Raw genomic sequence first — 26,636 nt, forward strand, 5'->3', positions numbered from 1 at the left:
CCTTACCCTTTGTTCTGCCGCGGCCCCTTCCGGGTCCGCTGTCTTGCCGCGGCCCGTTGCCGGAACCGCAATTCTGTTCGGGCTACCCGCCCAATGAGGCCGCCCCGCGCGGAACAATCCGCACAAAGCGAAATTGCGCCAACCGCTCCATCACCGAGCGGAAAGCGTTACGACGCCACAGAGGACCGCAGTTTTCGGGCCAATCAGCGTAAAGCTGCGGCCCGCGCACCGAGGTCATGCATCCGAATTCGATCTCAAGAGAACAAGCTCAAGAGAACTAGAATCGCACTGGCATTGCCTAGCTATGATCGACAGCGTCTGAGCGGCATTCGTCGAGGTTGGTGCCTGCCGAACGACCCCAGAGGGATCAGGCAGGTGGTCCGTACCGACGTTGGCGATGCTCACCGCCTGTCGTTAAGTGAGGCGCTTTCTATAAGTGGGAATCGATCAAGTCAAGGTGAAACGACAGTCACAAAACGCTTCTCGCGCCTGTCGAAACCGATGTTTACCGCACTCGTCGCGCTCTTCCGATATGGGAGCGCCGGGCCTGTTCCGCCACCCCAACGGCCCATTAATACCCGGGAGAAATATACTTTTATATCCATTGCTAAGGCTTTTTTTCCTGTTGCCGCGTCAATCTGCCACCTTCGGCGGAGATTTGCGCCATGCGGTACACCGACATTGCCATTATCGGCGGGGGATTGTCCGGCGCGACAGCCGCCGCAATGCTCGGCCGCGCCGGCGTTTCGGCGGTGCTGATCGATCCGCATGACAGCTATCCGGCTGATTTCCGAGTCGAAAAACTCAGCGGCGAGCTCCAGGTCGAGCGATTCCTGAAGACGGGAATCGGAGAATCGGTGCTGCGCCGCGCGACCTTTGCCGGCGAGAACTGGATTGCGCGCTTCGGCCGCCTGCTCGACAAAGCACCGAGTCGGCAGTTCAACATCCTCTACGATTCCCTGGTCAACGCCGTCCGCGACGAAATCCCCGCCAGCGTCGCACGGATCTGCGCCAAGGCGGTCGCGATCGAGACGAGCTCGGAGCGGCAGAGAATCACGCTCTCCAATGACGAGACGGTCTCGGCCCGCCTGGTCGTGCTCGCCAACGGCCTCAATGTCGGCCTTCGCCACCAGCTCGGAATCACGCGAACGGTGGTGAGCGCCTGCCATTCGATCTCGGTCGGGTTCGACGTGGTGCCGGCGGGGCGGACCTCGTTCGACTTCCCGGCGCTGACCTATTTCTCGGAGCGGCCGAGCGATCGCATCCCCTACGTCACGCTGTTTCCGGTCGGCCCCCGGATGCGCGCGAATCTGTTCGTCTATCGCGGCTTCGACGACCCCTGGCTGCGTGAGCTGCGCCGGGCACCGGCCGAGACGCTGAACGCCGCCCTGCCCCGGCTCAAGCGCATCACCGGCGCCTTCGACATCCCCGGCGACATCAAGATTCGCCCGGTCGATCTCTACGTCAACGATGCACGAGGCCAGCCCGGCCTCGTGCTGGTCGGCGATGCGTTCGCAACCTCCTGCCCCGTCGCCGGCACCGGCTGCGACAAGGTCTTCACCGACGTCGAGCGGCTCTGCAACGTGTACATCCCGCGATGGCTCGCCTCCGACGGGATGAATGCGGATAAAATCGCGGGTTTCTACGCCGATCCGGTCAAGCGGGCCTGCGACGAATGGTCGACGGCGAAGGCATTCGACTTCCGCTCAGTGTCGATCGCCAGGAGCCCGTACTGGACCGCGCAGCGCTGGGCACGCTTCATCGCCTGGTCGGTTCAGGGACTGCTGCGCCCGCTTGGCAGCGCAGTGCATCTGGAGCCGAACTTCCTCGGTCACGCCTCCTCGTCGTCCTCGTCCTCATCATCCTCGAGATCGTCGTCGTCATCGTCGCTGTCGTCGTCGGCCTGAGCCGCGGCGCCATGCGGCTGGTGGATCTGGTCGTTCCACAGCTTACGATAGGTGCCGTTCTTGGCCAGCAGCTCGGCATGCGAGCCGCGCTCGATCGCCCTGCCCCCTGAAATCACGATGATCTCGTCCATCTCGACCACCGAGGTCAGGCGGTGGGTCGACCAGATCATGGTGCGGCCCTTGGCGACCTTCAGCAGCGTGCGGTTGATCGCGGCCTCCGTGGTCTGGTCCAGCGCCGATGTGGCCTCGTCCAGCAGCAGCACGGACGGATTGCGGATGATCGCGCGCGCGATCGCGATGCGCTGGCGCTGGCCGCCCGAGAGCGTATCGCCGCGCTCGCCGACCGGCGTGTCGTAGCGCTGCGGCAGGCTCATGATGTAGCGGTGGATCTCGGCCTTCTTGGCCGCCTCCTCCACCTCCGCATCGGTCGCGCCCTCCTTGCCGAGCCGGATGTTCTCGCGGATCGACATGTTGAACAGCATGTTCTCCTGGAACACCACCGCCATGCTCCGGCGCAGCGAATCCAGCGTCACCTTGCGGACGTCGACGCCGTCGATGGTGACGCGGCCCTCGTTGGGCACGTAGAGCCGCAGGATCAGATTGAGCAGCGTGCTCTTGCCGGAGCCGGAGGGACCGACGATGGCGATGCGCTTGCCGACGTCCAGCCTGAGGCTGAGATTGTCCAGCACAGGCGTCTGGCTGTTTTCGTACTGGAAGGTGACGCGATCGAAGGTGATGTCGTGAGTGACGCGCGGCAGGTCGGGCGCGCCGGCACGATCGGCGCCCCGCGTCGGCTCGTCGAGCAGCTCCTGGATATGGCGAATCGCGGCGGCCGATGAGATCGACACCGGGATGAAATGCATCACATGGGCGATGTTGTAGGAGACCTCCCAGAACGCGCTCTCGAAGGTGACGAAGGTGCCGATGGTGATCTGGCCCTTGGTCGCCAGATACGCACCGATCGCGAGCACCACGATGTGCAGCAGCAGCACCGAAATGGTGACCGTCCGCTCCACCATGGTCGACAGGAACGCCGCTGAAGCGATCTTGTTGCGGGTCTCGTCGTTGCGGAAGCGGAAGAAACCGAACATCTTGCGTTGCAGGCTGAATGCCTTGATCACGGCCTGCGCCGCCACATTCTCCTGCACCATGCCGAGCAGCGCGCTCTCGTTCTGCTTCTGCTCGTAATTGGCCTGCACCGCCTTCGGGGTGAGGATGCGCGGGCCGATCAGCGTGATCGGGAACACCAGCAGCGCGACCGCGGCGAGCTGCCAGTTCAAGAACACCATCAGGATGATGCCGGCGATCAATTCCAGGAACGGCAGTGCCGCGCTGTTGGCGAAGGTCTTCACCGAGCCTTCGAACGCCGAGAGGTCCACCGAGAAGCGGGACAGGATCTCACCGCGCTTGGTACGGCCGAAATAGGCCGCCGGCAGGTCCTGGACGTGCTCGAACAGGCGCTTGCGGACGTCGGAGATGATGCAGGCGGCCAGCCGCGCGTCCCAGCGCTCGTACCAGACCGCGACGATCGAGGTGAAGATGCCGGCGACCGCGAGCACGCCGAGGATCTTGTACAGTGCCTGAAAGTCCTCCTCGCCGAGCGCGTCGTCGATCAGGTACTTCAGGCTGAGCGGCATGATGACGTTGAACAGCGTCTCGACGAAGACGCCGAACGCCACGAAGGACAGCATCCGCTTGTAGCTGGTCAGGAAGGGCTTGACGAAACCCAGGATGGTCGCGAGCGCGCCGGCGGCCTCGCGCGCGGTAAAGACGACGAGGTCCTCGTCCTCATCATCGTCATCGAGCTCCAGCCCGTCATCCTCCTCCTCGTCGTCCTCGTCGTCTTCGAGGTCCGGCTTGGCGGGGGCGAGCTTGTCGTCGAGCTCTACCGCTTCTTCCGCGGCGAGCTTCTGTTTGTCGGGCGGGAGGGGCTTGGACGCCATGAAACCAATCGATGCTGACGGCCGGCATGACCGCAGAGAAAGCAGGGCATAGCGGCGAGCCGCTATCGCACCGATTCTATGCGATCACGATGAATTCGGCAAAGCAATTGGCGAACCCGCCCGAGTTCTTGAGCTAGTCGTCGTCCTCGTCCTCGACCTTGTCGAAGAAGGAATAGCGCAGACTGTCGGCGTCGGCGTACCACTGGCCGGGGCCCTTGTTGGCGGCGAGCGTCGCCTCCCAGAGCGCATCGGCGCAGTCCTTGCGGTGCATCGACAAGTCGAAGCCGTTGCCGAAGAACAGCTCGGACCATTCCCACCAAGTGCCGAGCTTCTTGACCCCGCGCAGGAGGTCGTAGCGGTCGATCACCGCTGACGCCATGTCCGAGGTGACCGAGCCGAACACGAGTCCGGTCTTGACCACGCGGTTGAGCTCGCGGATCGCGCGGACCACCTGCTTCGGGGAAACGTGGCAGAGGCTGGTCTCGAACACGAAGTCGAAGCTGCCGTCCTTGAACGGCATGTCGGTGATCGAGCCGAGCTTGTTGTACTTCTTCAGCGCCTTCGGCGTCTTGGCGTGGATGGCACGGTTGTTCTCGATGCCCCAAGCATCGACGCCGCGTTCGCGCAGCGCCCCGACCAGCTCGCCGCTGGCGGATCCCGCGACCAGGAGCCTGGCGCCCTTGGCCTTGCCCCAGACGATGCCGATCAGCTTTGTCAGATAATCGGGATCGGTGAAGTGCCGCCACGCCTCGCTGTACGGGCCGAGGCCGCGATAGTTCTCGAAATAGTCGCGATCGATCTTGTCGGAGATCGGCTTGTCGTCCTGCGCGCGCTCGCGGCGCAGGCGCATCATCTCGGTCAGGATGATATCGGTCGCGGCGTCCGAGGAATCGAGCAGGCCGTTCAGCGTCGAATCGAACAGATAGTCGCCGACCACGACGATGCCGGGATGCTCCTTCGGCTCGGGCCGGTGATTGGTCATGACGTCGCGCACGGGCAGACCGCCCGGTATAGCGTTCACCGACGACAGCCAGCGGTGGATCTTGCCTTCCACGAAATGCGCGCGCGCATCGCCGAGCGAGGCCGGCAGCGATTTCAGCGCGGCGTCGAACAGCTCCTGGTCCGACAGATTGGCAAAGGCCAGCGCGTCGGAGCCGGGAATCAGCCAGTTCAGGACGCCATGCTTGCCGACGTCGTGGCGCGCGCCCTCGTTGTAGACGCAGCAGCCGCCGAAGGCCTCCGACATGAACCAGGCGCCGGAAATCTTGTCGCCCCAGAACGGGGAGTCGAACAGGATCGAAACGCGCAGATAATGCGCGGGACGGTCGAAATACGAGACATGCTTGACCATCGACTTGCGGAGCTGCTCGCCTTCCCAGCCGACGGTCCCGAGCCAGGAATGCGGCAGGCAGACCAGCACGAGGTCGAAGTCGCGCGTCTCCGGCCCCTTGCCGTTCATCATCTTGAGCTGGTAGCGGCCGGTCGGCGCCTTGCCGACGGTGAGCACACGGTGATTGAGCTGGATGTCGGCATTGACCTCCGACTGGAGGCACTCGATCAGCTGCTCGTTGCCGTTCTGGATGGAATAGAGGCCGATATAGCCATCGACATCCATCAAATAGTTCTTGAGCGCGTTGAGGCCGTTGGTGTTGTGGCTTTCGGTGGCGATGTCCGAGCGCGCCATCACCTTGAAGAAACGCTTTGCGGTTTCGTCCTCGACCTCCTCGTCGAGCACTTGCTCGGCGGTCTTGTAGGCCCAGGGGTTCTCGTTGTCGTGCGCGCCGACGCCCTCGTAATATTCGATCGGCGACATCGTCTCGGCGCAGCGCTTGCGGAACGATTCGATCGCGGCCGCGGTCCTGGCGCCGTAGCGGCGGCGCATGCCGGCGACGTCGTTGAGCAGCTCGCCGCCGAACTGCACCTGTTCGGCATCCATCGGAATCGTTTGCAGGCCGAAATGCTGGATCAGCTCGCGCAGCGGATCGGGGCCCGTCATCGAGTAGTCGTAGATCTCGGCAACGCCGGCCTCGTACATCGCCGGCGCCGAATCGAATTTGCGCGTGACGATCTTGCCGCCGAGGCGGTCGGAGGCCTCATAGATGGTGATGCGGCAGAGGTCGCCGAGCTTGCGCTTCAGATACCAGGCGCTCATCAGCCCGCCGGGGCCGCCGCCTACGATTGCGAGATCAAGCATATCAGTTCCGTGGTCTCCGGCCCTGCCCCCGTCACGGGATCCACCGGTCTAAGCTCCCCTAACAGAAGCGCTTTTGCGCCTGAAGGAAAGATGAACAAAGGTTGATCCTGCACCGCAACAGGGAAACAAAGCAGCAAAAAGGCCGGCTTGCGCCGGCCTTTTCATTGTCCTCGGTATTCCTACGGATGAAGCATCATTCCGCGGGCGGGAGCGCAGGAAGCTCGGCTTCCGGCGCCGGCGGCACGACGGACGCCTGCTTCTCGCGCTCGTCCAGGATCAGCTTGTCGCGCTTCATCGCGACTTCGCGGATCTTGGCCATGGAGGCGCCGGTGCCCGCCGGGATCAGCCGGCCGACGATGACGTTCTCCTTGAGGCCTTCGAGCGGATCGACCTTGCCGTTGACCGCCGCTTCCGTGAGGACGCGGGTGGTCTCCTGGAACGAGGCCGCCGAGAAGAACGAGCGGGTCTGGAGGCTCGCCTTGGTGATGCCGAGCAGAACCGGCGTTCCCGTGGCGATCTTCTTGCCCTCTTCCTTGGCCTTCTCGTTGAGCGCGTCGAACTCGATCTTGTCGACCTGCTCGCCGGAGATCATGTCCGTGTCGCCCTGGTCGGTGACTTCCACCTTCTGGAGCATCTGACGGACAATCACCTCGATGTGCTTGTCGTTGATGAGCACGCCCTGGAGCCGGTAGACTTCCTGGATCTCGTTGACCAGGTAGGCCGCGAGCTCCTCGATGCCCTTGACCGCGAGGATGTCGTGCGGCGCCGGGTTGCCTTCCACGATGAAGTCGCCCTTTTCGACGACGTCGCCGTCCTGAAGGTGGATGTGCTTGCCCTTCGGGATCAGGTACTCGCGCGGCTCGTCGGTCTTGTCCATCGGCTCGATCGAGATGCGACGCTTGTTCTTGTAGTCGCGTCCGAACCGGATGGTGCCCGCGATTTCGGCGATGATCGCCGCATCCTTCGGACGCCTTGCCTCGAACAGTTCCGCCACCCGCGGCAGACCGCCGGTGATGTCACGCGTCTTGGCGCTTTCGGTCGAGACACGGGCGAGGATGTCGCCCGGATTGACCTTGGCACCGACGTCGACCGAGAGAATGGCGTCGACCGACAGCATGTAGCGGGCATCGCCGCCACGGGCGAGCTTGAGCACCTTGCCGTCCTTGCCCTTGACCACGATGGCCGGACGCAGGTCCGCACCGCCGCGGGTCGAGCGCCAGTCGATGACCACGCGCTTGGCGATACCGGTCGCCTCGTCGAGCGTTTCCGAGATCGACTGCCCCTCGACCAGATCCTCGAAGCCGATGGTACCTTCGACTTCGGTGAGGAGCGGACGGGTGTAGGGATCCCACTCGACGATGCGCTGGCCGCGCTTGACGCTGTCGCCCTCGTCGACATGCAGGCGCGAGCCGTACTGGACACGGTGCGTCGCACGCTCGGTGCCGTCGGCATCGACGATCGCCACCACCATGTTGCGCACCATCGCGACCAGGTGACCTTCGCTGTTGCGGGCGATGGCCTTGTTCCGGATCACGATCTTGCCGTCGAAATTGGCTTCGACGAAAGACTGCTCGTTGAGCTGCGCCGCACCGCCGATGTGGAAGGTGCGCATGGTGAGCTGGGTGCCCGGCTCGCCGATCGACTGCGCCGCGATGACGCCGACCGCTTCGCCGTGGTTGACCGGCGTGCCGCGGGCGAGGTCGCGGCCGTAGCACTTGCCGCAGATGCCGTTGACGAGTTCGCAGGTCAGCGCCGAGCGGATCTTCACCTCCTGCACGCCACCCTGCTGGATGGCGTCCAGATGGCTCTCTTCCATCAGCGTATCGCGCTTGATGATCACCTTGCCGGAGCTGTCACGGATGTCCTCGCAGGCCGTGCGTCCGAGGATGCGCGAGCCGAGCGAAGCCACCACGGTGCCCGCATCGACGATGGCGCGCATCTTGATGCCGAGCTTGGTGCCGCAATCGGACTGCGTGATGATGCAGTCCTGCGCGACGTCGACCAGACGACGGGTCAGGTAGCCCGAGTTCGCGGTCTTCAACGCGGTGTCCGCGAGGCCCTTGCGGGCGCCGTGGGTCGAGTTGAAGTACTCGAGCACCGAGAGGCCTTCCTTGAAGTTCGAGATGATCGGCGTCTCGATGATCTCGCCCGACGGCTTGGCCATCAGGCCGCGCATGCCGGCGAGCTGGCGCATCTGGGCCGGCGAACCGCGGGCACCGGAGTGAGCCATCATGTAGATCGAGTTGATGTCGGCATCGGCCCCGCTCGCCGTCTTCTTGGTCGAGGAGATCTCCTTCATCATCGCCTTGGCGATTTCTTCCGTGGCCTTCGACCAGGCGTCGACGACCTTGTTGTACTTCTCGCCATGGGTGATCAGGCCGTCGTTGTACTGCTGCTCGAAATCCTTCGCCAGCGTACGGGTGGTGTCGACGATCTTCCACTTGCCGTGCGGCACGACCATGTCGTCCTTGCCGAACGAGATGCCGGCCTTGAACGCGTTGTAGAAGCCGAGCGCCATGATGCGGTCGCAGAAGATCACCGTCTCCTTCTGACCGCAGTGACGGTAGACCTGGTCGATCACGCCCGAGATCTCGCGCTTGGTCATCAGCTTGTTGATGATCTCGTACGAAATCCGCGGGTTCTTCGGCAGCAGATTGCCGAGCATGACGCGGCCGGCGGTGGTCTCGATCCAGCGCGTCGAGACCTTGCCGGTCTCGTCCATGCCCTGCCACCGGTACTTGATCTTGGTGTGGAGGTGGATGACCTTCGCATGCAGCGCGTGCTCGAGCTCGGCCATGTCACCGAAGATCTTGCCCTCGCCGGGCAGGCCTTCGCGCATGATCGAGACGTAGTAGAGACCGAGCACGATGTCCTGCGACGGCACGATGATCGGCTGGCCGTTCGCCGGATGCAGGATGTTGTTGGTCGACATCATCAGGACGCGCGCTTCCAGCTGCGCTTCGAGCGACAGCGGAACGTGCACGGCCATCTGGTCGCCGTCGAAGTCGGCGTTGAACGCGGAGCAGACCAGCGGGTGAAGCTGGATCGCCTTGCCCTCGATCAGCACCGGCTCGAACGCCTGGATGCCCAGGCGATGCAGCGTCGGCGCACGGTTGAGCAGCACCGGATGCTCGCGGATGACCTCGTCCAGGATGTCCCAGACCTCGGGCCGCTCCTTCTCGACCAGCTTCTTGGCCTGCTTCACCGTGGTGGACAGGCCCTTGGCGTCGAGCCGCGAATAGATGAACGGCTTGAACAGCTCGAGCGCCATCTTCTTCGGCAGGCCGCACTGATGCAGGCGCAGCTCGGGACCGACCACGATCACCGAACGGCCCGAATAGTCGACGCGCTTGCCGAGCAGGTTCTGACGGAAGCGGCCCTGCTTGCCCTTGAGCATGTCGGCGAGCGACTTCAGCGGACGCTTGTTGGCGCCCGTGATGACGCGGCCGCGGCGGCCGTTGTCGAACAGCGCATCGACCGCTTCCTGAAGCATGCGCTTCTCGTTGCGGATGATGATGTCGGGCGCGCGCAGCTCCATCAGCCGCTTCAAGCGGTTGTTGCGGTTGATGACGCGGCGGTAGAGGTCGTTGAGGTCGGAGGTCGCGAAGCGGCCGCCGTCGAGCGGCACCAGCGGACGCAGGTCCGGCGGAATCACCGGGACCACGGTCATGATCATCCATTCCGGCTTGTTGCCGGAGTGGCGGAACGCTTCCACGATCTTCAGGCGCTTGGCGAGCTTCTTGTGCTTGATGTCGGAGTCGGTCTCCTGCATCTCGATGCGCAAGGAAGCTTCGAGCTTCTCGAGGTCCATGCCCTTGAGCAGCTCGCGGATCGCCTCGGCGCCGATCATGGCGGTGAAGCTGTCCTGGCCGTACTCGTCCTGCGCCTTCAGATACTCGTCTTCCGACAGCAGCTGACGGTCCTTGAGCGCGGTGAGACCCGGCTCGAGCACGACGTAATATTCGAAGTACAGGATCCGCTCGAGATCCTTCAGCGTCATGTCCAGCAGCAGGCCGATGCGCGAGGGCAGCGACTTCAGGAACCAGATGTGGGCGACGGGGGCTGCGAGCTCGATATGGCCCATGCGCTCGCGCCGGACGCGCGACAGCGTGACCTCGACCGAGCACTTCTCGCAGATGATGCCCTTGTACTTCATGCGCTTGTACTTGCCGCACAAGCACTCGTAGTCCTTGATCGGCCCGAAGATGCGGGCGCAGAACAGGCCGTCGCGCTCGGGCTTGAAGGTACGGTAGTTGATGGTCTCCGGCTTCTTGATCTCGCCGTAGGACCAGGACAGAATCTTCTCGGGAGACGCGATCGAGATCCGGATCTGGTCGAAGACCTGAGCCGGAGTCGTCGGGTTGAAGAGATTCATAATTTCTTGGTTCATCGTCTTCTCCTCGCGTGCCGGTCGCCTACGGCCGCAAATTCGAAAATCACTCAATCGGGGCGCCCTGCCCTCAAGGCCTCGGGAGGGGCGCCAATGCCCGGCCGTGAAGGCCGGGCATGAAAGGTCGTATTACTCGGCTGCTTCCGACGTCGGCGCCGGTCCCACCTTGGAGTTGTGCAGGTCGACGTTGAGGCCGAGCGAGCGCATTTCCTTGACCAGCACGTTGAACGATTCCGGAATACCGGCCTCGAACGTGTCGTCGCCGCGCACGATCGCCTCGTACACCTTGGTACGGCCGGCGACGTCGTCCGACTTCACCGTCAGCATTTCCTGGAGCGTGTACGCCGCGCCGTAAGCCTCGAGCGCCCACACCTCCATTTCGCCGAACCGCTGGCCGCCGAACTGCGCCTTGCCGCCCAGCGGCTGCTGGGTGACGAGCGAGTACGGACCGATCGAACGCGCGTGGATCTTGTCGTCCACCAGATGGTGCAGCTTGAGCATGTAGATGTAGCCCACCGTCACCTTGCGATCGAACGCATCGCCGGTACGACCGTCATAGACGGTCGACTGACCCGAAGCGTCGAGACCGGCAAGCTTCAGCATCTCCTCGATGTCGGCTTCCTTGGCGCCGTCGAACACCGGCGTCGCAATCGGCACGCCGCGGCTGAGGTTATGGCCGAGTTCAAGCAGCTCGTTGTCGTTGAGCGACTTGATGGTCTCGTCCTCGCCATAGACCTTCTTCAAGGTCTCCTTCAGCGGCTTGATGTCCTGCTTCGACAGGTACGCATCGACCGTCTGGCCGATACGCTTGCCGAGGCCGGCGCAGGCCCAGCCGAGATGGGTCTCGAGGATCTGTCCGACGTTCATGCGCGAGGGCACGCCCAGCGGGTTGAGCACGATGTCGGCGTGCGTGCCGTCTTCGAGGAACGGCATGTCCTCGATCGGCACGATCTTCGACACCACACCCTTGTTGCCGTGGCGGCCGGCCATCTTGTCGCCGGGCTGGATCTTGCGCTTCACCGCGACGAAGACCTTGACCATCTTCATCACGCCGGGCGGCAATTCGTCACCGCGCTGAAGCTTCTCGACCTTGTCGAGGAAGCGCTGTTCAAGGCCCTTCTTCGACTCGTCGTACTGCTTCCGCATGGCCTCGATCTCAGCCATCAGCTTGTCGTTCGGCGAAGCGAACAGCCACCACTGCGACTTCGGGTACTCCTCGAGCACCGCACGGGTGATCTTGGTGTCCTTCTTGAAGCCCTTCGGACCGGCAATGCCCTGCCGTCCCTCGAGCAGCTCGGCAAGACGGTTGTAGACGTTGCGGTCCAGGATCGCCTGCTCGTCGTCGCGGTCCTTGGCCAGACGCTCGATCTCTTCCCGCTCGATCGCCAGCGCACGCTCGTCCTTGTCGACGCCGTGGCGGTTGAACACGCGGACTTCCACGATCGTGCCCTGCACGCCCGGGGGAACGCGCAGCGAGGTGTCGCGAACGTCGGAGGCCTTTTCACCGAAGATGGCGCGCAGAAGCTTTTCTTCCGGCGTCATCGGGCTTTCGCCCTTCGGCGTGATCTTGCCGACCAGGATGTCGCCGGCGCGGACTTCCGCGCCGATGTAGACGATACCGGCTTCGTCGAGGTTCTTCAGCGCTTCTTCCGAGACGTTCGGAATGTCGCGGGTGATTTCCTCAGGGCCGAGCTTGGTGTCGCGGGCCATCACCTCGAACTCCTCGATGTGAATCGAGGTGAAGACGTCTTCCTTCACGATCCGCTCGGAGAGCAGGATCGAGTCTTCGAAGTTGTAGCCGTTCCACGGCATGAACGCGACGAGCACGTTGCGTCCCAGAGCGAGCTCGCCGAGATCGGTCGAGGGACCGTCCGCGATGATGTCGCCCTTCTTGACGATGTCGCCGACCTTCACCAGCGGACGCTGGTTGATGCAGGTCGACTGGTTGGAGCGCTGGTACTTCATCAGACGGTAGATATCGACGCCCGACTTGGTCGGATCGAGATCTTCCGTGGCGCGGATGACGACGCGGGTCGCGTCGATCTGGTCGATCACGCCCGAACGGCGCGCCGCGATCGCGGCACCCGAGTCACGCGCAACCACACCTTCCATGCCGGTGCCGACGAACGGCGCCTCGGCGCGAACCAGCGGCACCGCCTGGCGCTGCATGTTCGAGCCCATCAGCGCGCGGTTTGCGTCGTCGTTCTCGAGGAACGGGATCAGGGCCGCGGCGACCGAAACGAGCTGCTTCGGCGACACGTCCATGTAGTCGACCTTGTCCGGCGTCAACGGCACGACGTCGCGGGTACCGCTGGCGCGGCAGACCACCAGGTCTTCGGTAAAGCGACCCTTGGCGTCGATCGGCACGTTGGCCTGAGCGACGGAATAGCGGCCTTCCTCCATCGCCGAGAGGTACACGACCTCGTCGGTGACGCGACCGTCCTTGACCTTGCGGTACGGCGTCTCGACGAAGCCGTACTTGTTCACGCGCGCGAAGGTCGCGAGCGAGTTGATGAGGCCGATGTTCGGACCTTCGGGCGTCTCGATCGGGCAGATTCGGCCGTAATGCGTCGGATGCACGTCGCGCACCTCGAAGCCGGCGCGCTCGCGGGTCAGACCGCCCGGTCCAAGCGCCGACAGGCGGCGCTTGTGGGTAATCTCCGACAGCGGGTTGGTCTGGTCCATGAACTGCGAGAGCTGCGAGGAGCCGAAGAACTCGCGCACCGCGGCAGCCGCCGGCTTGGCGTTGATCAGGTCCTGCGGCATGACCGTGTCGATATCGACCGAGGACATGCGCTCCTTGATCGCGCGCTCCATGCGAAGCAGACCGATGCGGTACTGGTTCTCCATCAACTCGCCGACCGAACGCACCCGGCGGTTGCCGAGATGGTCGATGTCGTCGATATCGCCCTTGCCGTCGCGCAGGTCCACCAACGTCTTGATGACGCAGAGGATGTCTTCCTTGCGCAGCGTGCGCTGGGTGTCGGGCGCATCGAGGTCGAGGCGCATGTTCATCTTGACGCGGCCCACCGCGGAGAGGTCGTAACGCTCGGCGTCGAAGAACAGCGACTGGAACATGGCCTGCGCCGAATCCAGCGTCGGCGGCTCGCCCGGACGCATCACGCGGTAGATGTCGAACAGCGCGTCCTCGCGCGTCATGTTCTTGTCGGCCGAGAGCGTATTGCGGATGTAGGGGCCGACATTGACGTGGTCGATGTCGAGCAGCGGCAGTTCCTTGTAGCCGTGCTCGTTCAGCGCCTTCATCGACTTGTCGGTGATTTCCTCGCCGGCTTCGGCATGGATCTCGCCGGTCTTGGGGTTGACGAGGTCCTCGGCGAGGTAGTTGCCGACGAGTTCCTCATCCGACAGGCGCAGCGCCTTCAGGCCCTTCTCCTGCATCTGACGCGCACCGCGCACGGTGAGCTTCTTGCCGGCCTCGAGCACGACCTTGCCGGTATCGGCGTCGATCAAATCGTTGACGGTCGAGTAGCCGCGGAAACGGCTGGCATCGAACGGAACGCGCCAACCTTCCTTGATCTTCTTGTACTGAATCTTCTTGTAGAACGTGGACAGGATCGCCTCGCCGTCGAGGCCGAGGGCGAACATCAGCGACGTCACCGGAATCTTGCGGCGACGGTCGATACGCGCGTAGACGATGTCCTTGGCGTCGAACTCGATGTCGAGCCAGGAGCCGCGATACGGGATCACGCGGGCAGCGAACAGCAGCTTGCCCGAGGAGTGGGTCTTGCCCTTGTCGTGGTCGAAGAACACGCCGGGCGACCGGTGCATCTGCGAGACGATGACGCGCTCGGTGCCGTTGACGATGAAGGTGCCGTTCATCGTCATGAGCGGAATGTCGCCCATGTAGACGTCCTGCTCCTTGATGTCCTTCACCGACTTCGCGCCGGTTTCCTCGTCGATATCGAACACGATGAGGCGCAGCGTCACCTTCAGGGGTGCCGCGAAGGTCATGCCGCGCTGGCGGCACTCGTCGACGTCGTATTTCGGCTGCTCGAACTCGTAGCGGACGAATTCCAGCATCGAGGTGCCCGAGAAGTCGGAGATCGGGAACACCGAGCGGAACACCGCCTGCAGACCCTCGTCGAGACGGCCACCCTGGGGTTCGTCGACCATCAGGAACTGGTCATAGGACGCCTTCTGAACCTCGATGAGGTTCGGCATCTCGGCGACTTCCTTGATGTGTCCGAAGAACTTGCGAACGCGTTTGCGACCGGTGAATGTCTGCTGCGCCATCGTGGCCTCTCATTTCGTCGCCCGCTCTGGGCGCGCCGTCCAGGACGCAGCTGCCGCCGCTCCCCGGGTTGAATTTTTCGAACCCGCTTTGGGGACCAAAAATCCAGTTTCAGGCCGTCATGTCCTGAATCTGTTCTTCAGACCTTCAAAACGCAAAACGACGCGCGGGGCGCATAGGCACGCCCGCCCGTCACAACGATCGTCTTCACGGACTGCAAAAGCCCGAAATAGCTTGCTCTCCCAACGGCTTACAGGGAAATCCGGCCTCCCCGCCACCGCGCTTTCGTGCTGTCGACCCGATATGGGACGACAATAGTGCAGATTCGAGGGGTAAACCCGCAAATCCCCACACTTTTTCGTGTTCGACCTGCGTCGGGACGTTCCGTCGCACGCCTTTTGCATCTGGCCCACCCCTTCGAGGGAGGACCAGGGTCCCGGGCTTCGCTGATGCGCGCCCGAGACCCGGCCAGTAAGCGCTGCTTACTTGAGCTCGACCTTGGCGCCAGCCTTCTCGAGCTGCACCTTGATCTTTTCGGCTTCGTCCTTGTTCACGCCTTCCTTGACAGGCTTCGGCGCGCCCTCGACGAGGTCCTTTGCTTCCTTCAGGCCCAGGCCGGTGATGGCGCGGACTTCCTTGATGACCTCGATCTTCTTGTCGCCGGCGCTGGCGAGAACGACCGTGAACTCGGTCTTCTCTTCCGCCGGAGCGGCGGCAGCGCCACCACCGGCCGGGCCGGCCACGGCGACAGCCGCGGCAGCCGAAACGCCCCACTTCTCTTCGAGGAGCTTCGCGAGTTCGGCAGCTTCGAGCACGGTGAGGCTCGAGAGGTCGTCAACAATCTTCTGCAGGTCAGCCATTGTTCAGTTTCCTTACGTGTATGTCTGGTTCGGGTTTGAGTTTTGCGAAGGGCGTCAGGCCGCTTCGCCCTTTGAGGCATGAGCCTGGATGACGCGCGCGAGCTTGCCCGCGGGCGCGTTGGCGAGCTGAGCGATCTTGGTCGCCGGGGCCACAAGCAGGCCGACGATCTTGGCGCGCAGTTCATCAAGCGACGGCAGCGAGGCAAGCGCCTTCACGCCGTCGACATTCAGGACGGTCTTCCCCATCGAGCCGCCAATGATGACGAACTTTTCGTTCGCCTTGGCGAATTCGATGGCGACCTTCGGCGCCGCTACCGGATCGTTCGAAGTGGCGATCACGGTCGGTCCCTTCAGCATGGGGCCGATGGCAACGACGTCAGTGCCTTCAAGAGCAATTTTGGCGAGACGGTTCTTCGAGACCTTCACCGAGGCACCCGCCTGCTTCATCTGCTGGCGCAGCTTCTGCATCTGGGCGACGGTGAGGCCGGAATATTGAGCAACGACCGCGACGCTCGTGGTCTTGAAGACCCCGTTGAGCTGTTCGACCGCTTCCTTTTTTGCCGCTCGTTCCACAGCAAGCTCTTTCCGGTTGGCGGTCATCGCGAGAAGCGGGACCGCCGGGTTGCACCCATCGTCCCACCCAAAACCTGAACCTCGGGGGCAAAACCCCTTCGGACACGCGCCGGGCGAGACGACAATTCAAAGCCTGCCCTCCGGGAGCCCGCTAAGGCCCACGGCGTGTCGAGGTCCGAACCAGAACCCGTTCCGCAACCACCCCTTAAGGTGGAAGGCGAAGTGAAATCCGGTCTTCACCCGTCTATGCAGGCCATGCGATTAAGCCGTTGGGAAATCGAAACTTCCCGCGAGCGCCTGCAGTCTTGGACAGGACGAGGTCAGCCGGCGAACCGTCCGACCCCTGCCCGCACTCCACCAACCGACGGGTTTTCCTTCCTTTTCGGGCAAATCCTCACGGACGTCCTGAAAAGGAATGATCTCCTGTCTTGTGGGTTTTCGGAATGCGTGCACGAACGCGCCAGCCGAGGCCGGCACGTCCGGAAGCGGTTCTTTAACCGCTCTCTGCCTGCTTGCCAAGAGCAAAATTCACACCAGTTCCAATCGATTGGCGGCGGGGCTTGAGGCGGGTCGACAAGGACCGATTCAGGCCTTTTTCACCTCATAAGGTAGCGGCTTGCCCTCGAAAAACGCGGTCAGGTTCGCCAGCACGCAGTTCTGCATGGCGACGTGCGATTCCAGGGTGTGGCCGCCGAGATGAGGGGCGAGCACGACGTTGGGGAGCGCGGTCAGCGCGTCGGGGGCGTGCGGTTCCTTCTCGAAGACGTCGAGGCCTGCACCTGCAATGGTCTTGTCGGTCAGGGCCGCGACCAGGGCCTTCTCGTCGATGACCGAGCCGCGGGAAATATTGACGACATAGCCGTCCGCGCCGAGGCGCTTGAGGATATCGGCGTTGACGACGTGCTGGGTCTCGGCCCCTGCCCGGACCGCGATCATCAGCACGCTGCACCAATCGGCCAGCGCCTCCAGCGTCGGGAAATATTGATAGGGCAGATCGTACCTGGTGCGGCTGAAATAGCCGACCTCGCTCTCGAAGGCGGCGCAGCGCGCGGCGATCTTGCGGCCGATCTCGCCCATGCCGTAGACGCCGATGCGGCGGCCGGGCATGCCGGCCTGCGCGCGCATCATCGGCGACTGCTTTGACGCCGCCCAATCGCCGCTGCGGACATACTGGTCGGCGACCAGGATCCGCCGCGTCGTCGCCAGCATCAGGGTCATGGCAATGTCGGCGACCGAGGCCGCATTGGCGCCCGGGCTGTGTCCGACAGCGATGTTGCGGGCGGCTGCCGCCTTCAGGTCGACGCCGTCATAGCCGGTGCCGTAGCAGACGATGGCGCCGAGCTTTGGAAACAGATCCATCGCCTCCCCGCCGAGTGCGCCCCCACCCTGGGCGAGCATCGCGCGGACGCCGCCGATCTCGTCCGCCGAAAACACCTCGTGTGCGGGCTTGCCTCCGGTGTCGAGCAGCTCGAACCGTTCGGCGAAGCGCGCCAGCATCGTCTTGGGAAAGCGCGCGTAGACCAGGACCTTGTCAGCCATTGTTCTTGTTTCCGATGAATGCCGTTGTCCGATGAGTGCCGTCGAAAATGGAAAGGGGCGGAATCGGTCGCCCGATTCCGCCCCTCGCCTCATGCAATTTCCAAACCTCAGCCGAGGCAGGCCTTAGCTGAGAATGGTGCCCGGCTCGACCTTCACGCCGGGGCCCATCGTCGAGGACACCGCAACGCGCTGGATGTAGGTGCCCTTGGAACCCGCCGGCTTCGCCTTCGAGACAGCATCGGCCAGAGCCTTGATGTTCTCGACCAGCTTCTCCTCCGAGAACGAGGCCTTGCCGACGCCGGCCTGCAGGATGCCGGCCTTCTCGACGCGGAACTCGACCGAGCCGCCCTTGGCACCCTTCACCGCACCGGTGACGTCCATGGTCACGGTGCCGATCTTCGGGTTCGGCATCAGGCCGCGCGGGCCCAGCACCTTACCGAGGCGGCCGACCAGCGGCATCATGTCGGGGGTCGCAATACAACGATCGAAATCGATCGTGCCGTTCTGCACCTTCTCGACCAGGTCCTCGGCGCCGACGACGTCGGCACCCGCAGCCTTGGCTTCATCGGCCTTGGCGCCGCGGGCGAACACGCCGACGCGGAGCGTACGGCCGGTGCCGTTCGGCAGAGTCACGACGCCGCGGACCATCTGGTCGGCGTGACGCGGATCGACGCCGAGATTGATCGCGACCTCGATGGTCTCGTCGAACTTCGCCTTGGCGCGTTCCTTGACCATCTTGATGGCGTCCGCGAGCGGGTAAAGCTTTTCGCGGTCAACACCTTCGCGGGCTTTGTTCAAACGCTTTCCGATTGCCATGAGCCCTTACCCCGCCACTTCCAGACCCATCGAACGGGCAGAGCCCTCGACCATCTTCATGGCCGATTCGATGGTGTCGCAATTGAGATCCTTCATCTTCTTCTCGGCGATCTCGCGCACCTGCGCCTTGGTCACCTTGCCGGCCTTGTCACGGCCCGGCGCCTTCGAGCCGGACTGGATCTTGGCAGCCTGCTTGAGGAAGAACGACATCGGGGGGGTCTTCATCTCGAACGTGAACGAACGATCGGCGTAGATCGTGATCACGACGGGAATCGGGGTGTTCTTCTCTTCCTTCTGGGTCTGGGCGTTGAACGCCTTGCAGAACTCCATGATGTTGAGACCGCGCTGACCGAGCGCGGGACCGATCGGGGGCGAGGGATTCGCCGCACCGGCCGGGACCTGAAGCTTCAGGTATCCGGTCACTTTCTTTGCCATGTATCACTCCTGTTGTGCCGGCCAGGCCGGCGGTTTCAGGTTCGTGGTCTGGGTCGGATGCGGCTGGCAACCGCCCTCTCCCTCCCACGGCCTCTTGCTGGCGCGAGACCGAAGCCTCACGCCTCAAACGATCAGACCTTCTCGACCTGACCGAATTCCAGCTCCACCGGCGTGGCGCGGCCGAAGATCGACACTGCGACCTTCACGCGCGAACGCGCCTCGTCGATTTCCTCGACCACCCCCGAGAACGAGGCGAACGGGCCGTCGGCCACGCGCACGTTCTCGCCGATCTCGAACGACACCGACGCCTTCGGACGTTCCACGCCCTCCTGCACCTGGTGCAGGATGCGCATGGCCTCGGATTCCGAGATCGGCATCGGCTTGTTCTCGGCGCCGAGGAAGCCCGTGACCTTCGGCGTGTTCTTGATCAGATGAAACGCCTCGTCGGTCAGCTTCATCTTCACCAGCACATAGCCCGGGAAGAACTTGCGCTCGGCGTCGATCTTGCGGCCCCGGCGCACTTCCGTGACCTTCTCGGTCGGCACCAGCACCAGCTCGAACAGCTCCTCGAGCCCGCGCTGCTTGGCCTGCTCGCGGATCGATTCGGCGACCTTCTTCTCGAAGTTCGAATAGGCGTGGACGATGTACCAGCGCTTGTCGGACAATTGAGCGGTTGCTGTAGCCATCAGTGAATGCCCAAAAGGAAGGTGATGAGGTAGCGGATGATCTGGTCGGCGGCGAAGAAGAAGATCGAGGCCACGGCGACCATCACGAACACCATGATGGTGGTGATCGTGGTCTCGCGGCGAGTCGGCCAGGTGACCTTGGCGGTCTCCGAGCGCACTTCCTGCAAGAACTTGAACGGGCTGACTGCCATCGTTTGAGGTCCAGCGTCCGTCGACAGACGCAAATGAATTTCAGGGATCCGAACAGCCGCCGTTGGCCCAGCCCTCTGTCTCGAAGGATGAGCCGGAAACCGGGCTCGATTGTTCGGGGATTTCAAAGCCGCGCCGGAGATCCGCGTCTAACGGGCCGGCTGCGAGTGCGGGGTAGATACTGCGGATGGGGCCAAAGGTCAAGGTGTGGGCCGGCCGGGATACAAGTGGCTGGGGCTAACGGACCTGATCCGGATCAAGGGCTTACCCCGTCCCCATCACCCACGGTCCGAGCTTTCACTCGCCGTTGTCCTGCCACTTATCCTGATTGTCGGGGATTAGCTGGCAGGAGTGGCAGGGCTCGAACCTGCGACCCCCGGTTTTGGAGACCGGTGCTCTACCAATTGAGCTACACTCCTGTGGACCCTCGCGTCGCCACGCGGATCAGGCGCGCTTTCAAGCACAGGGGACGGCTGGTTTGCAAGGACGGATTGCAAGGGTGAAGCGCGCTGGCTTCGCTTGTTTGTACCGCTGCTTCTGGGTCACAGTCCCCTCCCGATAATAAAGAGCAACCGGGAGTCCCCATGACCGCGACAGCCGCCCCTCGCCCCACGACCGCGCCGAAAACCCCGCCCTTGCCCGAGGCCAGGCCCGAGACGCTGGGCCTGTCGCGGCCCCGCCTCCAGGCGATGTCGGACGCGTTCAAGCGCGAGATCGACAAGGGAACCATCCCCGGCATCACGGTGCTGGTGGCCCGGCGCGGCCAGGTCGGCTGGTTCGAGGCGCTCGGCAGGCAGGGCCCGGCCGGCCCGGCGATGGCGCTTGATTCGATCTTCCGGATCTTCTCGATGACCAAGCCGATCGTGTCGGTCGGCATCATGGCCCTGGTCGAAGACGGCCACCTGCTGCTGGGCGATCCCGTTGCCAAGTTCATCCCGGAATTCGCCGACCAGAAGGTCGGCGTCGTCAGCGGCGGCAAGCTGGAACTGGTTCCGCCCAAGCGGCCGATGACGGTGCAGGACCTGCTCCGCCACACCTCGGGTCTCACTTATGAGCACCAGGGCGACGGCCCCGTACACAAGCTCTACCAGGAGTCCCGCGTCCGCAGCCGCAAGATCACCAATGCCGAGCATGCCGCTTTGGTGGCGAGCTTCCCCCTCGTCTGCCACCCCGGCGACGAATTCAACTACAGCCGCTCCACCGACATCCTTGGCCGCATCATCGAAGTCGTCAGCGGCAAATCGCTCGGCGCCTTCCTGACCGATCGCATCCTCGCACCGCTCCAGATGACCGAGACCGGCTTCTCGACCTCGGAGGCCAATGCCAACAGGCTCGCCCAGCCGTTCGAAGCCGATCCCTGGACCGGCGACAAGGTCGCGCTGTTCAACATGCTGGAGCAGCCGATCATGGAGTCAGGCGGCGGCGGTCTCGTTTCGACCACGACGGACTATGCCCGCTTCGCGCTGATGCTGCGCAATGGTGGCACGCTCGACGGCAACAGGATCATCGGCCGCAAGACGCTGGAGCTGATGGCTTCCGATCACCTCGGGCCGCACGTTGTGACCAACGGCACGCTGCTCTCGCCCGGCCACGGCTTTGGCCTCGGCTTCGCCGTCCGCCGCGAGGCTGGCATCGCGCCGTTCCCCGGCAGCGTCGGCCAGTATTTCTGGAGCGGCATTGCCGGGACGTTCTTCTGGATCGATCCGAAGGAGGATCTGTTCACGGTGTTCATGAGCCAGGGCCCCGGCCAGCGCGATTTTACCCGGACGCTGGTGCGGGATCTGGTTTACGCGGCGGTGGAGTAGCCTTCTCAGGCACGCGCCAACAAGCCAGGCTCCGCGGCAGAGGGCGCGGTGCCCTCCTGGCCCTGCGCCATGGCAACGACGATTTGCGCCGCCTCGCGCAACGAGGTGGCAAACAGATCGGCCTTCGCCGTCTCCCGCAGCTCGTCGATGTTCACGACACCCTCCGCCCAGCATCCGACCATGATGGCCGCCTGCGGCAGCTTGCGGCGCAGCCGGCGCACCGCGTAGCGCAAATGCGCGGGGCTCGTGATGCCGATATAGCTCAGGCAGACCAAGGCCACGCCTGACGTCTCGAGGCGGAAGATGTTGGCGGTCGACAACGCTTCCGGTCCTTCGACACGGCTGCCGACGCCATGGGCGCGGCAGAGCTGCGCGAGCATGATGGCCCCGGCCTCGTCGAGCTTGGTCCGGCCTCCAATGCAGAGCACGGCATTTTCGCCGCGAAAGCGTTCCGCGAGGACGGCAGCGTCGAGCACAGGAATGTCCGGCCGGTCCGTGGCCGGCGCGACCGCTTCGACGGCATCGACGGCTTCGGCGTCCAAGGTCCGCTCATTTCCGGCGGGACGGCCATCCTCCTGATCCGAGAGATCTTCGACAAATTCAACCACGGTATCGCGGATGCGCACGAGCCGCGTCTGGTCCAGCGCCGCGCGGTCGAGGTCCGACTGGGCCAGCTGCATGCCCTTGATCGCGACCTCATCGTAATAGGCCGCGAGCGATCGCTCCTTGAGGAACTGCTCGGCCTTCTCGGCGGCTTCGGTCGGGTCGCCCGCCAGCATGCGCTGATAGAAGATTTCGGGAGGCGACAGCGCCGGGCGATCGCCGAACATGACGTCAAGAAAGGACAGCCTTTCGACGTGGCGGCCGAGCACGACCAGACACACGGTGAGCGGCGTTGCGAGCACAAGCCCGATCGGTCCCCACAGCGCCGTCCAGAACGTCGCCGAGACGACGACCGCCACGGGCGACAGGCCCGTCGTGCGGCCGTACAACAGCGGTTCGACGACCTGCCCGACCAGCGGTTCGATGACGAAGAACAGCGCTGCGGTCCAGGCCAGCATCCACCAGCCCGGATCGACCGCCACGGCGAGCGCGAGCGGAAATGCCGCCGCGATGATCGAACCGATATACGGCACAAAGCGCAGCACGGCTGCCAGAATGCCCCACAGCGCGGCGCTGGGAATCCCGATCAGCCACAGGCCGGTGCCGATCAGCACGCCGAAGCCCGTGTTGAGCATGAGCTGGTTGAGGAAGAGCCGACTCAAGCGCGCCGCGGCGTCGTCGAGTGCAGCAGTCGTGCGTTGCAGATCGTGCGAGCCCGCCAGCCTGATCAGACGATTTCGAAGATCCTCGCGCTGAATCAGGATGAAGATCACGAAGATGACGATGATCCCGGTCGTTGCCAGCGGCGACACCAAGGGGGCGATCAGCGAGCGCAGGCTCTCCAGCGCGCCGGGATCGGGCTGCAAGACCTCCACCGGGACCGGCTTGACGCCGGGGGTGGGCGTGCCGGAGGTCAGCGGATTGGCGGGCGCAACCGATTTGGGCTTGTCCAGCTCCTTGCCGAGGTCCTGAAGCATCCCGGCGGCGCGCTCCAGTGTGGAACTGCCGCCGGCGACGCCGCGCACCGACTGGATCTTGGAGAGAATCGTGACCTGGTACTTCGGCAGATCGCCGGCGAGGCCGTTGAGCTGCGTCGCGATCACGCTTCCCAAGGCGAAAATGATGGCGAAGGCAAACAGCACGACGCCGACCACGGCCAGCGCGCGTGGCGCGTGAAGACGCTGCATCAACCTGACGGGAGCTGCGAGCACGAAGCTCAGCAGGATGGCGAGCGCGACGGGAACGAAGATTTCCCGTCCCAGATAGAGAGCCGAGACGATGATAATGCTGAGGATCGCCGCCCCTACCGTGACAACCATTGCGGAGACGTCGTCGGGAGATTGCGGCTTGATCACCGTGGGGATCATCTATCTCGCTTTTCGCCCTCGTCTGCCATATCGGTCGACGATGAATGCGCGGGGCTAACGAGCCGGAAAGTGGTTGGTTCCTCGCCGTAGCGGCTCACCCAACCACTTCCCTTGGGCGGGAGCGCCTCAACTGATCGTCGCGCCGCCGTCGATCACCATGGTCTGGCCGGTCATGAAGTCGCCCGCCTTCGAACCCAGGAACACCGCTGCGCCCGCGATCTCGTCGGGGATGCCGATGCGCAGCAGCGGCGAGCGCGAGGTCGAGGCTTTCAAATTCTCCGGATTGTCCCACAGCGCCTTGGCAAAATCGGTCTTGATCAGGCCCGGCGCGATGCAGTTCACGCGGATATTGTGCTTGCCGTATTCGCAAGCAAGGTTGCGCGCGAGCTGCATGTCGGCGGCCTTCGAGATCGCGTAGGCGCCGAGGATGGTCGAGCCCTTGAGGCCGCCGATCGAGGAGACGATGATGACCGAGCCGTCCTTGCGCTCGATCATCTGCGGCACCACCATCGAGATCAGCCAATTGTTGGCGACGATGTTGTTGTCCAGAATCTTCCTGAACTGATCGTCGGAGATGCCGGCGAGCGGACCGTAATACGGGTTCGAGGCGGCGTTGCAGACCAGCACGTCGATCTTGCCGAAAGCGCGATTGCTCTCGTCGATCAGGTTTTGCAGATTCTCTTTCGACGAGATGTTGGCGGCGATCGCGACCGCGGTGCCCTTGCCGAACATGTCGTTGATGCCCTGGGCGACCTGGTCACAGACGTCTGCCTTGCGCGAGGAGATCACGACCTTGGCGCCGTGCTCGGCCATGCGCTCGGCGATCGCAAGCCCGATGCCGCGCGTCGATCCCGTGATGACGGCGACTTTCCCCTTCATGTCGAACAAGGTCATGCTTCTCTCCCAGAGTTATGATTTGCAGAGTGCGATTATTGTTGGCCTGAAACTTACGCCGCGCCCGCGCGACCGGGCAATTGCTCAGGCGAGCTTCTTGACTTCCGGACCCGACGGCTGATGCATCTCCGCGTGCGCGTCATCGGCGATCCACGGCTGCTGGTTCACCATCGGCAATCGCCAGACCGAGCGTTCGGGGCTCGAGAAATAGTCGAGCCGCGTGATCGAGCAATTGTCGATGTCGAACGACAGCGCCCTCTCCACCTGGCCGTCGAGCGCAAGCCCGATTGCGGCCTTGATGGTGCCGCCATGCGCGACCGCAATGATGTCCTGCCCGCCCGCCTCGCTGTTGATACGCTCGACGGTGCGGCGCGTGCGATTGTAGAGATCCATGAAACTCTCGCCGCCGGGCGCGGGCTCGTTGATGTCGGCGAACCAGCTCGATCCAACGGGGCGACTCGCGATGAACTGGGCGCGGTTCATGCCCTGCCATCGCCCGAGATTCTGCTCGGCGAGATCTGCTTCCCATGGCATCGACGCAGGCTTCGGGTACCCGGCCGCCCAGATCGCTTCCGCGGTCTGGTGCGTGCGCATCAGATTGCTCGAATACCAGACCGCCTTGCGTGGCAGCACCTTGGCAACAGCATTGAAGACGTAGGTGTCGCTGGTGTCGCAGGGGAGATCGCTCTGGCCGTAGATGTTGCCGCCGTCATTGCGCACCGGCGCATGACGGACCCACCACCAGCGCGTCGTGATCACGTTCGGCTTGTCTGCGGATGCCATCGAAACCCTTCCATCCCGTGTGATGTCGCTGTACGTCAGGTGTGAATGTGTCTCAAGACACTTTACCGTTTGAAATCTTGTTTGAAATTCCGTCGCGCGGCAAGCGTCGCGTGCGAAGCAAAGGGAGAAACGCATGGGCCGTCTGCAAGGCAAATCCGTCATCATCACCGGCGCCAGCAGCGGCATCGGCCGTGCGGCAGCACTGCTCTTCACCAGGGAAGGCGCAAAGCTCATCGCGGTCGATCGCACCGAGGCGGTGAAGGAGACGGTCGACGAGGTGAAGAAGGCCGGCGGTGTCGCAGAAGCCATGATCGCGGATGCGGGCTCCCAAACCGACGTCATTGCGGTGATCGACAAGGCGGTGAAGACGCATGGCCGGCTCGATGTGATCTGGGCCAATGCCGGCGTCTCCGGCGGGCTGGTGCCGCTCGGCGAGCAGACGGTGGAGCACTGGCAGGAGGTCTTGCGCGTCAATCTGATCGGCCCGTTCCTCGCGGTGAAGCACGCGATGCCGCACATGGTGAAGCAGCAATCCGGCGCGATCGTGCTGACGGCGTCCGTCGCAGGCCTCAAGGCCGGCGCCAGCGGACATCCCTACGCGGCGAGCAAGGCCGGCGTGATCTCGCTGGTGCAGACCACGGCCTATTCGCTGACCGGCACCGGCGTGCGCATCAACGCGGTATGCCCGGGCCTGATCGAAACCGGCATGACCAAGCCGATCTTCGACCGCGCCAAGGAGCGCGGCACCCAGGACAAGATCGGCCAGCTCAATCCGCTCAAGCGTCCCGGCCAGCCGCACGAGCTCGCCGCGATGGGATTGTTTCTGGCGAGCGACGAGGCCTCGTATGTGAATGGGCAAGCGTTCCCGGTGGACGGCGGCCTGACGGCGTCGATGCCCTATACGGGCAAGCCGGTTTAGCATCGTTCTCGTGTCCCGGACGCGACGCAGCGCGTAGCGGTGCGGCACGCAGTGACGCTCCGCAGAGCCGGGACCCAGCCGGCCGCGCGACTTGCTGCGACATGGGCCCCGGCTCTGCAGCGCACCGCTGAAGAAGCGCTGCGCTGCGTCCGGGGCACGAGAGCGCGGTTTTTTGTGCGCACCTGTCTCAACACCGTCATTGCGAGCGCAGCGAAGCAATCCAGAGTCCCTCCGCGGAAAGGTTCTGGATTGCTTCGCTGCGCTCGCAATGACGGAATGTGTGGGGGCAGCGTCGCTCCTCCAATTCGCAGTTCAATCGCAGACACACCCTCGCATCCTCGCGGCGCATTTCGCCCGAGCTTTGCTCGTCTTCTCACCCCCTCATGAAAGAGGGCGCAGGGAAGGCCGGGAGCCGGCTGGCTCCCATTGTCCGCCATGCCACGAGCAGATTGCGCTACATTGCACAGCGGGTAACAGGGCA

At 63.8% G+C, this 26,636-nt stretch carries 17 protein-coding genes and 1 tRNA gene; 3 read left to right on the top strand and 15 right to left on the bottom strand.

Annotated elements, in window-relative coordinates; translation table 11 throughout:
- Positions 1 to 665 precede the first annotated feature (665 nt).
- A complete protein-coding gene (locus PMI42_RS17400; protein WP_008136423.1) occupies positions 666 to 1,907 on the top strand; it encodes an FAD-dependent oxidoreductase in 1,242 nt (413 codons plus the stop codon).
- Here the strand turns inward: PMI42_RS17400 and PMI42_RS17405 are convergent.
- From PMI42_RS17405 to PMI42_RS17460, 12 genes are all read right to left on the bottom strand, one after another.
- The gene (locus PMI42_RS17405; RefSeq protein ID WP_008136425.1) at positions 1,832 to 3,850 is read right to left on the bottom strand and encodes an ABC transporter ATP-binding protein; all 2,019 of its coding nucleotides are present in this window, start codon (positions 3,848 to 3,850) and stop codon (positions 1,832 to 1,834) included. The genes PMI42_RS17400 and PMI42_RS17405 overlap by 76 nt on opposite strands.
- Before the next feature lie 133 nt (positions 3,851 to 3,983).
- Entirely contained in the window at positions 3,984 to 6,044 is a 2,061-nt protein-coding gene (locus PMI42_RS17410) for an FAD-dependent oxidoreductase (RefSeq protein ID WP_008136427.1), read from the bottom strand.
- 193 nt (positions 6,045 to 6,237) lie between these two features.
- Complete coding sequence (gene rpoC, locus PMI42_RS17415) at positions 6,238 to 10,434, bottom strand: DNA-directed RNA polymerase subunit beta' (RefSeq protein WP_008136429.1); 4,197 nt, start codon at positions 10,432 to 10,434, stop codon at positions 6,238 to 6,240.
- A gap of 129 nt (positions 10,435 to 10,563) precedes the next feature.
- The gene (rpoB, locus tag PMI42_RS17420; RefSeq protein WP_008136431.1) at positions 10,564 to 14,688 is read right to left on the bottom strand and encodes a DNA-directed RNA polymerase subunit beta; all 4,125 of its coding nucleotides are present in this window, start codon (positions 14,686 to 14,688) and stop codon (positions 10,564 to 10,566) included.
- A 480-nt stretch (positions 14,689 to 15,168) separates the two neighbouring features.
- Positions 15,169 to 15,546: a 50S ribosomal protein L7/L12 gene (gene rplL / locus PMI42_RS17425; protein WP_008136432.1), complete on the bottom strand. Its 378-nt coding sequence runs from the start codon at positions 15,544 to 15,546 to the stop codon at positions 15,169 to 15,171.
- Positions 15,547 to 15,600: 54 nt separating this feature from the next.
- The gene (gene rplJ, locus PMI42_RS17430) at positions 15,601 to 16,119 is read right to left on the bottom strand and encodes a 50S ribosomal protein L10 (RefSeq protein ID WP_035965995.1); all 519 of its coding nucleotides are present in this window, start codon (positions 16,117 to 16,119) and stop codon (positions 15,601 to 15,603) included.
- A 585-nt stretch (positions 16,120 to 16,704) separates the two neighbouring features.
- Complete coding sequence (locus tag PMI42_RS17435; protein ID WP_008136436.1) at positions 16,705 to 17,658, bottom strand: 2-hydroxyacid dehydrogenase; 954 nt, start codon at positions 17,656 to 17,658, stop codon at positions 16,705 to 16,707.
- Between the two features lie 123 nt (positions 17,659 to 17,781).
- Entirely contained in the window at positions 17,782 to 18,474 is a 693-nt protein-coding gene (gene rplA / locus PMI42_RS17440; protein ID WP_008136438.1) for a 50S ribosomal protein L1, read from the bottom strand.
- A 6-nt stretch (positions 18,475 to 18,480) separates the two neighbouring features.
- Entirely contained in the window at positions 18,481 to 18,909 is a 429-nt protein-coding gene (gene rplK, locus PMI42_RS17445; protein WP_008136439.1) for a 50S ribosomal protein L11, read from the bottom strand.
- Between the two features lie 131 nt (positions 18,910 to 19,040).
- A complete protein-coding gene (gene nusG / locus PMI42_RS17450; RefSeq protein ID WP_008136441.1) occupies positions 19,041 to 19,595 on the bottom strand; it encodes a transcription termination/antitermination protein NusG in 555 nt (184 codons plus the stop codon).
- A complete protein-coding gene (gene secE / locus PMI42_RS17455) occupies positions 19,595 to 19,786 on the bottom strand; it encodes a preprotein translocase subunit SecE (protein ID WP_007611620.1) in 192 nt (63 codons plus the stop codon). The genes nusG and secE overlap by 1 nt, the downstream gene beginning before the upstream one ends.
- A 341-nt stretch (positions 19,787 to 20,127) precedes the next feature.
- Positions 20,128 to 20,203: transfer RNA gene (locus tag PMI42_RS17460), tRNA-Trp, on the bottom strand.
- Between the two features lie 165 nt (positions 20,204 to 20,368).
- Between PMI42_RS17460 and PMI42_RS17465 the strand changes: the two genes are divergently transcribed.
- The gene (locus PMI42_RS17465) at positions 20,369 to 21,589 is read left to right on the top strand and encodes a serine hydrolase domain-containing protein (protein WP_008136444.1); all 1,221 of its coding nucleotides are present in this window, start codon (positions 20,369 to 20,371) and stop codon (positions 21,587 to 21,589) included.
- Between the two features lie 5 nt (positions 21,590 to 21,594).
- Here PMI42_RS17465 and PMI42_RS17470 read toward each other — a convergent pair whose 3' ends face one another.
- The 3 genes from PMI42_RS17470 to PMI42_RS17480 form a co-directional block, all read right to left on the bottom strand.
- Positions 21,595 to 23,559: an AI-2E family transporter gene (locus tag PMI42_RS17470; RefSeq protein WP_008136445.1), complete on the bottom strand. Its 1,965-nt coding sequence runs from the start codon at positions 23,557 to 23,559 to the stop codon at positions 21,595 to 21,597.
- Between the two features lie 126 nt (positions 23,560 to 23,685).
- Positions 23,686 to 24,453 carry an SDR family NAD(P)-dependent oxidoreductase gene (locus PMI42_RS17475; protein WP_008136446.1) on the bottom strand — a complete coding sequence of 256 codons (768 nt, stop codon included), beginning with the start codon at positions 24,451 to 24,453 and terminating at the stop codon, positions 23,686 to 23,688.
- A gap of 84 nt (positions 24,454 to 24,537) precedes the next feature.
- A complete protein-coding gene (locus PMI42_RS17480; RefSeq protein ID WP_008136447.1) occupies positions 24,538 to 25,236 on the bottom strand; it encodes a histidine phosphatase family protein in 699 nt (232 codons plus the stop codon).
- 133 nt (positions 25,237 to 25,369) lie between these two features.
- Here PMI42_RS17480 and PMI42_RS17485 point away from each other — a divergent pair, with 133 nt between their 5' ends.
- On the top strand, positions 25,370 to 26,155 hold the full coding sequence (locus PMI42_RS17485; RefSeq protein ID WP_008136448.1) for an SDR family NAD(P)-dependent oxidoreductase: 786 nt from the start codon (positions 25,370 to 25,372) through the stop codon (positions 26,153 to 26,155).
- Positions 26,156 to 26,636 lie beyond the last annotated feature (481 nt).

This window comes from Bradyrhizobium sp. YR681 (assembly GCF_000282615.1).
Lineage (GTDB): Bacteria > Pseudomonadota > Alphaproteobacteria > Rhizobiales > Xanthobacteraceae > Bradyrhizobium.

Coding starts and splice junctions, on each gene's coding strand:
- rpoC (WP_008136429.1), bottom strand. CDS start 10,434: ATGAACCAAGAAATTATGAATCTCTTCAACCCGACGACTCCGGCTCAG.
- PMI42_RS17475 (WP_008136446.1), bottom strand. CDS start 24,453: ATGACCTTGTTCGACATGAAGGGGAAAGTCGCCGTCATCACGGGATCG.
- PMI42_RS17435 (WP_008136436.1), bottom strand. CDS start 17,658: ATGGCTGACAAGGTCCTGGTCTACGCGCGCTTTCCCAAGACGATGCTG.
- rplL (WP_008136432.1), bottom strand. CDS start 15,546: ATGGCTGACCTGCAGAAGATTGTTGACGACCTCTCGAGCCTCACCGTG.
- PMI42_RS17485 (WP_008136448.1), top strand. CDS start 25,370: ATGGGCCGTCTGCAAGGCAAATCCGTCATCATCACCGGCGCCAGCAGC.
- rplA (WP_008136438.1), bottom strand. CDS start 18,474: ATGGCAATCGGAAAGCGTTTGAACAAAGCCCGCGAAGGTGTTGACCGC.
- PMI42_RS17405 (WP_008136425.1), bottom strand. CDS start 3,850: ATGGCGTCCAAGCCCCTCCCGCCCGACAAACAGAAGCTCGCCGCGGAA.
- secE (WP_007611620.1), bottom strand. CDS start 19,786: ATGGCAGTCAGCCCGTTCAAGTTCTTGCAGGAAGTGCGCTCGGAGACC.
- PMI42_RS17465 (WP_008136444.1), top strand. CDS start 20,369: ATGACCGCGACAGCCGCCCCTCGCCCCACGACCGCGCCGAAAACCCCG.
- PMI42_RS17480 (WP_008136447.1), bottom strand. CDS start 25,236: ATGGCATCCGCAGACAAGCCGAACGTGATCACGACGCGCTGGTGGTGG.
- rpoB (WP_008136431.1), bottom strand. CDS start 14,688: ATGGCGCAGCAGACATTCACCGGTCGCAAACGCGTTCGCAAGTTCTTC.
- rplK (WP_008136439.1), bottom strand. CDS start 18,909: ATGGCAAAGAAAGTGACCGGATACCTGAAGCTTCAGGTCCCGGCCGGT.
- PMI42_RS17470 (WP_008136445.1), bottom strand. CDS start 23,559: ATGATCCCCACGGTGATCAAGCCGCAATCTCCCGACGACGTCTCCGCA.
- nusG (WP_008136441.1), bottom strand. CDS start 19,595: ATGGCTACAGCAACCGCTCAATTGTCCGACAAGCGCTGGTACATCGTC.
- PMI42_RS17400 (WP_008136423.1), top strand. CDS start 666: ATGCGGTACACCGACATTGCCATTATCGGCGGGGGATTGTCCGGCGCG.
- PMI42_RS17410 (WP_008136427.1), bottom strand. CDS start 6,044: ATGCTTGATCTCGCAATCGTAGGCGGCGGCCCCGGCGGGCTGATGAGC.